The 8315-nt window shown below is 53.6% G+C and carries 11 protein-coding genes and 1 tRNA gene; 2 read left to right on the top strand and 10 right to left on the bottom strand.

Annotated elements, in window-relative coordinates; genetic code table 11:
- Positions 1 to 550: 550 nt before the first annotated feature.
- The 7 genes from H5U36_07355 to H5U36_07325 form a co-directional block, all read right to left on the bottom strand.
- Positions 551 to 1384, bottom strand: a complete 834-nt coding sequence (locus H5U36_07355; protein ID MBC7217939.1) for an MEMO1 family protein — start codon at positions 1382 to 1384, stop codon at positions 551 to 553.
- On the bottom strand, positions 1378 to 2790 hold the full coding sequence (locus H5U36_07350; GenBank protein MBC7217938.1) for an NHL repeat-containing protein: 1413 nt from the start codon (positions 2788 to 2790) through the stop codon (positions 1378 to 1380). Before H5U36_07350 ends, H5U36_07355 begins: the two co-directional genes overlap by 7 nt.
- On the bottom strand, positions 2720 to 3304 hold the full coding sequence (locus H5U36_07345; GenBank protein MBC7217937.1) for a 1-acyl-sn-glycerol-3-phosphate acyltransferase: 585 nt from the start codon (positions 3302 to 3304) through the stop codon (positions 2720 to 2722). The genes H5U36_07350 and H5U36_07345 overlap by 71 nt, the downstream gene beginning before the upstream one ends.
- A gap of 17 nt (positions 3305 to 3321) precedes the next feature.
- A tRNA-Pro gene (locus H5U36_07340) sits at positions 3322 to 3399 on the bottom strand.
- A gap of 81 nt (positions 3400 to 3480) precedes the next feature.
- The gene (locus tag H5U36_07335) at positions 3481 to 3966 is read right to left on the bottom strand and encodes an Hsp20/alpha crystallin family protein (GenBank protein ID MBC7217936.1); all 486 of its coding nucleotides are present in this window, start codon (positions 3964 to 3966) and stop codon (positions 3481 to 3483) included.
- Positions 3967 to 4056: 90 nt separating this feature from the next.
- On the bottom strand, positions 4057 to 4947 hold the full coding sequence (gene ftcD / locus H5U36_07330) for a glutamate formimidoyltransferase (GenBank protein ID MBC7217935.1): 891 nt from the start codon (positions 4945 to 4947) through the stop codon (positions 4057 to 4059).
- Positions 4947 to 5465 (bottom strand): cysteine hydrolase, encoded by a 519-nt coding sequence (locus H5U36_07325; GenBank protein MBC7217934.1) that lies wholly within the window; start codon positions 5463 to 5465, stop codon positions 4947 to 4949. The genes ftcD and H5U36_07325 overlap by 1 nt, the downstream gene beginning before the upstream one ends.
- Positions 5466 to 5529: 64 nt before the next feature.
- Here H5U36_07325 and H5U36_07320 point away from each other — a divergent pair, with 64 nt between their 5' ends.
- A complete protein-coding gene (locus tag H5U36_07320; protein MBC7217933.1) occupies positions 5530 to 5703 on the top strand; it encodes a hypothetical protein in 174 nt (57 codons plus the stop codon).
- Positions 5696 to 7141 (top strand): sodium:solute symporter family protein, encoded by a 1446-nt coding sequence (locus H5U36_07315; protein MBC7217932.1) that lies wholly within the window; start codon positions 5696 to 5698, stop codon positions 7139 to 7141. Before H5U36_07320 ends, H5U36_07315 begins: the two co-directional genes overlap by 8 nt.
- Here the strand turns inward: H5U36_07315 and H5U36_07310 are convergent.
- The 3 genes from H5U36_07310 to H5U36_07300 form a co-directional block, all read right to left on the bottom strand.
- Complete coding sequence (locus H5U36_07310) at positions 7083 to 7724, bottom strand: protein-L-isoaspartate(D-aspartate) O-methyltransferase (protein MBC7217931.1); 642 nt, start codon at positions 7722 to 7724, stop codon at positions 7083 to 7085. The genes H5U36_07315 and H5U36_07310 overlap by 59 nt on opposite strands.
- The gene (locus tag H5U36_07305; protein ID MBC7217930.1) at positions 7724 to 8008 is read right to left on the bottom strand and encodes an acylphosphatase; all 285 of its coding nucleotides are present in this window, start codon (positions 8006 to 8008) and stop codon (positions 7724 to 7726) included. Before H5U36_07305 ends, H5U36_07310 begins: the two co-directional genes overlap by 1 nt.
- Before the next feature lie 6 nt (positions 8009 to 8014).
- The coding region (locus tag H5U36_07300) for a hypothetical protein (protein MBC7217929.1) at positions 8015 to 8315 on the bottom strand (301 nt) is incomplete at its 5' end.

The following is an 8315-nucleotide window of genomic DNA, read 5'->3' as shown; positions in this document are numbered from 1 at the left end:
CTATGCCAAGAGGAAACCCAAGGACTATGTTCCCCAAGAACCCGGGGACCTCGTTGCCATCGATACCCTGGAGATTCGCCCCCTTCCTGGAGTGGTCTACAAGCAGTTCTCTGGGAGCTGCGTATCTTGCGCTTTGCCTTTGCCTCCCTCTACACCAGAGCCACGAGAGGTTAACCCGGGAGTTCCTCGAGGAGCTCCTCACAAAGAGTCCCTTTCCTGTGCGGGGCATCCAAGTAGATGGAGGGAGTGAGTTCTATGGGGAATTTGAGGAGGCCTGCAGAGAATATGGCATTGAGCTCTTCGTCCTTCCTCCCCGGTCCCCCTCATCGGCGGGGTGGTGGAACGGTTGAATCGGACCTTCCGGGAAGGTTCTCGCCTACTACGATGATGCCGTTGATCTCAAGACCATGAGGGACCATCTCAAGAGGTGGACGGAAGAGGTGTATAATCGAAAAAGACCCCACTGGAGTTTAGGGAGAGGACCCCTGGGAGCACCTGAGGGATACTGGGATTGTAGAGTGTCCCACATGATGTGGACCTAAACAAATTTTTATTCTGGGAGAGGGAAGTACATCGCTGCGTAGCCGACAACCTGATGGGTGTCTTTGGTAACCTCTCCGCTTGTCGTGTAGTGGAGGAGTTTCCCCTCTCTTCCCCCACGCCTTGCATGGTAGACCATAAGCGCTGCAATGCCTCCTGGACCGCAGACGCTCACATCTTTTTCCCGGAGAACTCGGTAAAAGCCCTCGACATCGAGGGCAGAAATACGCGCAATTGCCTCCGCGTCCTTTGATTTTGCCACGGTTTCCTGTTCGTAGTGGGAAAAGTCACTGCTTGCAACAAGGATAATACGTTTTTTCTGAGAAAGGGCAAAGAGCGCTTCTCCAAGAGCACGGGAGGTCACAAGGTCCTGGGAAAGAAGGGAAATAGGGAGAATAGAAAACTCGTAAGGAAGAAAGTACTGGAGGAAGGGAATCTGCACCTCGATGGAATGCTCGAATTGGTGCGCAAGATCGTCCACGGCAAATGCTGAGGAACAGGAGAGGAGGAACTCCCGAGATTCCAAATCCACGGGTACCAACCCCAAGGGTGTTTGCCAACTCTCTGCTCCGCTGAGAGCAACTCGCCTGCCTATCCCCCTGTGGTTTGGACCAAGGAGGACAACGGTTTCCGCAGGGGGAAGAAGAGAGAGAAGGTAATGGGCATAGGCAGCTGTCATCCCCGAGTACACATACCCTGCGTGGGGACTCACAATGCCGCTTGTATCCTGAACCTTTGGGTATTCTTTTTGGGATGCAACAGCCTTAAAATGGTCGAGGAGGGCTTTGAGCTCCTTCGTCTCACCAGGGTAAAAGTACCCTGCCACTGCCGCTTTCCTCACCAACGGCGCCACCTCCTTTCTCGTTCCGCACGCAAGCGCAGGTACACAAGAAGGAGCACCACAAAGAGCACAAGGAGCACAAAAAGCCCCAGGTACTCTCCCCCCACACGGAGAAAACTCACCCACAAGTACGGAAAAAGTGAGGCGAAACGACCATAATGGAAGGACCGAAGAAAGAAGTCTTTTGCGTCCTCCAAGGATCCTGCTTTGAAGAGTTTGTACCCCTTTTCGGCGTAGAGTGCCCCAAGGGTTCTCTTCCACTCTCCTCGTTTCTCCTCGTCAGTAAGAAAAAGTTCCTCTGCCTGGGTAATAGAAGACTCGAGGTCTCCTCTCTTTTTGTAGAACTCAAAGAGAAGGCGACCAACCTCCGGACTCTTTCGGATTTCCGGAGACAAATGCTCAAGAATCTCGAGAAATTCTTTCTCTTTGCCTTCTGCAAGGAGACTCTTCAGGTACTCCGTGGGATGAGCAAGGTACCCGAGATCAATCCGAACGATGCGGTTATTTCCTGCATCGGCAACCCAGAGCTTACCTCCGCTATCGAGAAAAAGGCCCTCAGGAAAGGAGAAAAGCTTTTCCTCTTCTCCAATTGAATCCTGGAGATTTCCCGCAAGGTCGTACACCAGGATACGGTGGTTCCGGTAATCGGAGAGAAAGGCGAAATTTCCGAAAAAGGTAACGTATCGAGGTTGATTCAGTCCCTCACCGAAGCGGAAAAGGTATTTCCCTCGTCCATCGAAAACCTTTACACAGTGGTGAAGGGTATCCACCACCCAGAGGTTTCCCGAAGGATCTACCGCCACACCTCTTGGGTGGTAGAACTCATCGTCACCGATTCCCTCCCGACCAAAAGAGAAAATTTCCTCTCCATTCTCGCCAAAGGCTACAATCCGAGACCGCCCTGTGTCGGCAACGTACACCGTACCGTCTTCAGCCACCCAGATCCCTCGAGGCTCGGAAAGCGTTACCCCTCGGGTCTTGAGGCTTCCCTGAAGGGTTAGGGTTGCAAGGTCAAAAAAGACAACCCGGTTCCCCTTCTGCTCCACCACAAAGAGCCGTCCCCTTTTGGCATCAAGGGCGATACCAGCAGGGCTCTTCAAACCCGGAATCTCCCGAAGGAACCGCCCACTCCGATCAAGGACAAGGACCCTGTTGTTCCCCCAATCACTCACGAAAACCCTGCCTTCCACCTCATCCACAGCAATCCCCACTGGATAGTCCAAGAAGGGGTTTTCCCCTCCTACATCGCTGATGACGGCATCGACGCTGTACAAAAGACCGAAAGAAGGGGAAGAAACCCCAAAAAGGGCACAAAAAAAGAGAAGCCAGAAAAAGACCTTACGGCGCAAGGAAAGCCGCCTCCATTCGTCTGCGTATCTCTCCTTCAAGGGTCTCTCTGGTAAAGGCATCGGGTATAAGAGGGGGAGAGAAGACCACCTGTATAGGGAAGGGACGAGGGATTCTGCGGTGTCGGGAAAAACTCTCATACGTTCCCCGGATACTGGCCACAACCACAGGAACATCGGCCCTTTCAAGGAGCTTCAAGGCTCCCCTCCGAAAAGGCCCCAAAGTGCCATCGTTTCTCGTTCCTTCAGGAAAAAAGCATACCACTTTTCCTTCTTTAAGGAGCTGGAAGATGGTCCGTATCGCCTCTTTATCAACCTCGCCCCTACGCAGGGGAAAGGCTCCGAGCTGCCGCAAAAAGAATGCCGCTACGGGGTTTCTGAAGAGCTCCTCCTTTGCCACGAAGTACACGCGGCGGGGAGCGGCACACCCCAGGACCACCGGGTCAAGGTAACTTGAGTGGTTGGAGACGAGAAAACAGGGACCTTGCCGGGGGAAATATTCCTTCCCACGAACACGAAAAGAGCAGAACACCTTGAGAAGAAAGAGAGCGAGGTATTTGCACAAATAGTAGATCATTGCCTCACCCAGAAAACTGGTCGGGGCGAGCCGATTTGAACGGCCGACACCACGGTCCCGAACCGTGTGCGCTAACCAGGCTGCGCCACGCCCCGACTCCTACTGGTAATTGTACACATTTCTTCCAAAAAAGAAAAGGCCCCGGGAGCTTCTCCCGGGGCCTTTTCTAAACCCCTTTACGCTACCTCAATTTCCACCTTCCGAGCTTTGGGTTTGCTCGGCTCAACTTTCGGCAGGGTAATGGTCAGAACTCCATCCTTGTACTGTGCTTTGACCTCGTCCTGCTTCACCTTAGCCGGAAGTGCAATGCTCCGTTCGAAAGCACCACAGTACCGTTCTCTCCGGCAGTACCCAACATCCCTTTCCTCCCATTCGTCTTTAATTTCACCCTTGATGTCGAGGGAGTCCTCGGTGACGTGAACTTCAAGGTTCTTTGGATCGATTCCTGGGAGCTCAGCCTTTACGATGACCTCGTTTTCGGTTTCAGCTACGTCTACTGCCGGGAAGTTCGAAAACCACGATGGGGCGGTGAAGAAGGGTGCCTCCATGAGTTCATCGAAAATTTCGTCAAGATCGCTCCGCAGATCAAAGAGATCCCAAAGGCGCCGGATTGGACTCACCCGGCGTTCCTCCCGTCGAGCAGGAACTCCTCTCCTTACCATAGACCATCCCTCCTTTCACCTTCTGGTCTTTTTCCGCCCCTCATTATAATCAGATAAGGTCAAACTGTCAAGGGGTTTTGTCAAAAAAAGTCAAAAATTTTCAAGATGGTACTCCACAACCTGCTCCACCTTGAAATCCGGAATTCCAAGGACATTGCCTGCAAGAGCCAACAAAGCCTCAAGAGGCACAAGACCAATGATTTCTGCTCCTGCAACGTCAACACCAAAGCGCCGAGCTTCAAGCTTCACAAGCTCGAAAATCTCAAGGAGCGAATTCCTTCGGAAATCAAGGACATTCATCGACACCTGAACCATGCCCCGAGTTTTGAGGTTGACACCTATAGCTTTCACCGCCCGGAGCCCTTCACGAATTCGGGTGGCAATTCTTTTCGCTACCGCAACATCGGTCGTCTTCAAGTTCACGTTAAAGGCAATGAGTACTTCCCTTGCCCCTACTGCTGTAGCTCCAAGGGTGGGGTGGAGTGCCAAGGGACCAACATCGGGAGAACGTTCGGGAACTTTTGCAATTTCTTCTCTCAAAACCTCGTACCCTCCTCGACGGATTACCGAAAGGTCCCGGTGCTCCGGTCTCTTTGCAGCCTCACCGTAAAAGTACACGGGAACTTGAAAGCGCCGCGCTATCCCTTCCCCTACTTGCCAGGCAAGGGTTTTACAGTCCTCCATGGTTGCTTCTCTCCAGGGTGTAAAGGGAACAACATCCACCGCACCGATGCGAGGATGTTCTCCCCGGTGCAGGCGAATGTCGAGATACCTTTCGGCAACCTCGAAAATGGTAAGCACCGCCTCTTTAAGGGCTTCCCGATTTCCAAGAAGAGTGATAACCGAGCGATTGTGGTCGGGATCGGAAGAAAAATCCGCCACCTTGAGACCCTGGACTGAAGAGAGACGATGGACCATCTCCTCGATAACCGAAGAGGAAGAGGTGCTCACATTCACTGCGGATTGAATGACCTCGGCCATCACCGAACCTCCACCCTCAGGGTTTTCTCCATCTCCCGCAGAGCCCATGCATGGGCCTCAAGGTCAAAGGATGTCACTCCTTCTTGGAACACCGTCACCTCGTAGTGGAGCATCTTAGCCCAAGCGCAGGTGTAGAGGACACAGATATTCGTACATACTCCCACAACCTCAAGAGCGGTAATGCCTTCCTCTCGGAGGATGAGATCAAGAGGGGTACCGCAGAAAGCACTGAACTTCGTCTTGGGAAGGAGAAGATCGCCCCTCTCTGGAGCAAGCTCTTCCACCACCTGAGCTCCCCAGGTTCCAACCACACAGTGAGGTGGAAAGAGTTTGAATTCTGGGTCATTCTCCCGGTGCGCATCGCACACGTATACGATGAGGTCCTTCCTTTCTCTTCGGGTTCTGAGGAGCTCCCGAATGGTAGCGATAACCTGCTCAACCTGAGGCCCCACGAAGAGCACCCCACTGGGATGGACGAAATCATTCAACATGTCGATCACAAGAAAAGCTCTCCGCATTCTCCATCCCCCTTTGACTCCGTGCAGGGTATTTGTTACATTGTAGCAAAGTGGAGGGAAAAAGGTGAAAAGAGCTGTCCTTGTTGCCTTTGCTATCCTTGTTGCCCTGGCTTGCCTTTTGCCGTTTACACTTCTCTCTGAGGTACCGCGCTTCAGTGGCAGTTTCCTTTTCTGGAACGGTTTTGCGGGGGCATCCATAGCCCTACTCTACACCGCCATGAGGTCCTGGCATGAGTGAGTACCTTCTCCTTTTTGCCATTGCCGTTTACGCCGGATGGGGAAGCATCTTCGCTCTGGCAGTACGCAGGGGAGCTCGTTTGAGCCTTGTGGAGTACTTCCTCGCAGGGCGAAAACTCCACTGGCTCATAGCCTCTCTCTCCTACGGAGCTACAACATACAGCGCCTTCATGATGCTTGGCCTTGTGGGGCTCACGTACCGGGGCGGTGTAGGAGCCCTGGGATTTGAGCTCATCTACCTCTCGGGACTTTTCTGGGCAGTCCTTGTGGGGCCGGTATTCTGGAAGCTCGGAAAGGAAAACGAATGCGTGAGTCCAGGAGAGGTCCTGCGCGTGAGTTACGGGAATCGTCTCGTAGGGACGGTATACGCTCTTTTGGCCTGCGGATTCCTTGTCCCCTATACCTCCGTGCAACTCACCGGCATCGGGTACCTCCTTGAGGTCCTGTCCCGGGGAAAAATGAGCTACCTCCAGGGAATTCTCCTCGCCACGTTTTTCATAATCCTCTGGACAGCAGTCGCCGGCCTGCGTTCTGTAGCGGCAACAGACAGCCTTCAAGCGGGGATCATGGTAGCAAGTTCCGTCGCTTTCGTATCCTTCCTCATCAATCGCTCATTCGGAGGGTTGGCAAACTTCTTCCACACTGTCGAGGCCACTCACCCCCAGTGGCTCACCGTTCCGGGTAACGGATTCTTCTCTCTCCGAACCTTTGTGAACCTGTCCCTGCCCTGGTTCTTCTTCAGCATCTCCAATCCTCAGGTCCTCCAGAGGCTCCTTGTCCCCGCAAATCTCAGAGAGATGCGGAAGACCATTACAGGATTCCTCGGGTACGGATTCGTGTACACCTTCATCACCGTGACCCTGGGGTTTGTTGCCTTAGTCCTTCTTCCCGGCCTTTCGAACCCCGATCTTGCCACACCGAAACTCCTCCTTGAATTCCCTATCCCCTCTTGGATTGCCCTCTTCGTCGTTGTGGGAATAATTTCTGCTGCCGTCTCTACCGCTGATTCAATCATCCTCACCCTCTCCTCTATGTTCCTTCAGGACATTCTCCCGGAGCGCATTCCGGAAAAGACGAAGCTCTCCCTTGCACAGTACATCTTCATCCCTCTCCTCTGCAGCGCCATCTTTCTCTTTGCCCTTGGGCGGTTCAACCTCATCGCCCTCCTCTCGGTGACATCTTCCCTGGGACTTTTAAGCATTGTGCCCACGGTCCTTGGAATCCTTGGAAAAACGAAAAAGAGTGCCAAAGCGGCACTTGCCAGCATGCTCTCGGGCGGAGGGGTAGTCATTGCGGAGCTTCTGGGAGCGAATCTCTTCAGGGGATGGACGGCTCCCTCTACCCTCGCCGTAGCCGCAGGAGTTTACCTTCTCGTGTGGGCTATTGATCTTCCTCAATCAGAGGGACAAAGATGCAGCCCCCGTGATTCTCAAAAATGAGCCTTTTCCCCCTCTTCCAGACGCGAACAAGACTCTGTCCCTTTCCATCTTCAAGGGGCAGGACGATGCATCCCCCATCCCTGAGTTCCTCAACCCACGCGTCGTAGACGCGTTTTGCGCAGGCACTCACAATGATTCGGTCATATGGAGCAAATTCCGGAAGGCCCTTGCTCCCATCCCCCAAGAAAAGGAAAACATTGGTGTACCCGAGAAGCTCAAGGCGCTTCTTCGCCTCCTCAAGGAGTTCCGGGAGACGTTCTATGCTGTACACTTCAAGAACGAGTTCGGCAAGGAGTGCCGTCTGGTATCCCGATCCCGTGCCAATTTCAAGAACCCGGTGTTCCCTCTGCAACTCTAAAAGCTCAAGCATGAAGGCCACGATGTACGGCTGGGAAATCGTTTGGCCACTCCCGATGGGAAGGGGGGAATCCTGGTAGGCCAAGTCCTCGTACTCTTCGGGAACAAAGAAATGACGCGGAACCCGGAGAAAAGCCTCAAGGACCCGCCGGTCAGATATACCTCGGGCGATGAGCTGATTCTCGACCATGATTCTGCGGCGGTAGTCCGCTTCGTCTTTGCGCATCAGGAGTACCCTACTCGAAAGTCGTGGTAGAGACCGCTGAAGGGGAACCACTCTTCAGTCCAGGAAGCGACATGGGCTGAAGCAGGGCCTTTCTTGACCTCCTCAAAGAAACGCCGCACCTCTTCCTCTTCACCCTCAGCAATAACCTCTACCTCTCCCGTGGGGAGATTCCGAACCATGCCGGTGACATCGAACTCCTGAGACTTGCGGAGCACAAAGTACCGGTATCCCACACCCTGTACTCTCCCCCGGAGCACCAACCGACCCTGGACCCACCTCTTCACATCGCCTCACCCCTTGAGGAGTTCCATGAGTCTTCTCCGAACAAGGTAATCGGTGAGATTCGGCCGCAGGGGAGTCACCGATACCTTCTTTTCCCAAACCGCCTGGAAATCGGAATTCTCGAGGAAGAAGGGGTCCCGCTGAATCTCTTCAAAGACAAAAACCCTCTCTTTCTCCCTTCTCTCGATCTCCCGCACCCCCGTGAAGTAGAACCGATCGCCGAGTTCGGTAATGCTCAAACCCCGGAGATCGCCTCGGGAGGGTACATCGGGGACATTCACATTGAGCACGAGATTGTGCTCGCCCCTC

The organism is Candidatus Caldatribacterium sp. (assembly GCA_014359405.1).
In the GTDB taxonomy this organism is placed as follows: domain Bacteria; phylum Atribacterota; class Atribacteria; order Atribacterales; family Caldatribacteriaceae; genus Caldatribacterium; species Caldatribacterium oleiphilum.
The sequence above is the reverse complement of the archived record's forward strand: the minus strand, read 5'-3'. Positions and strand labels throughout refer to the sequence as shown.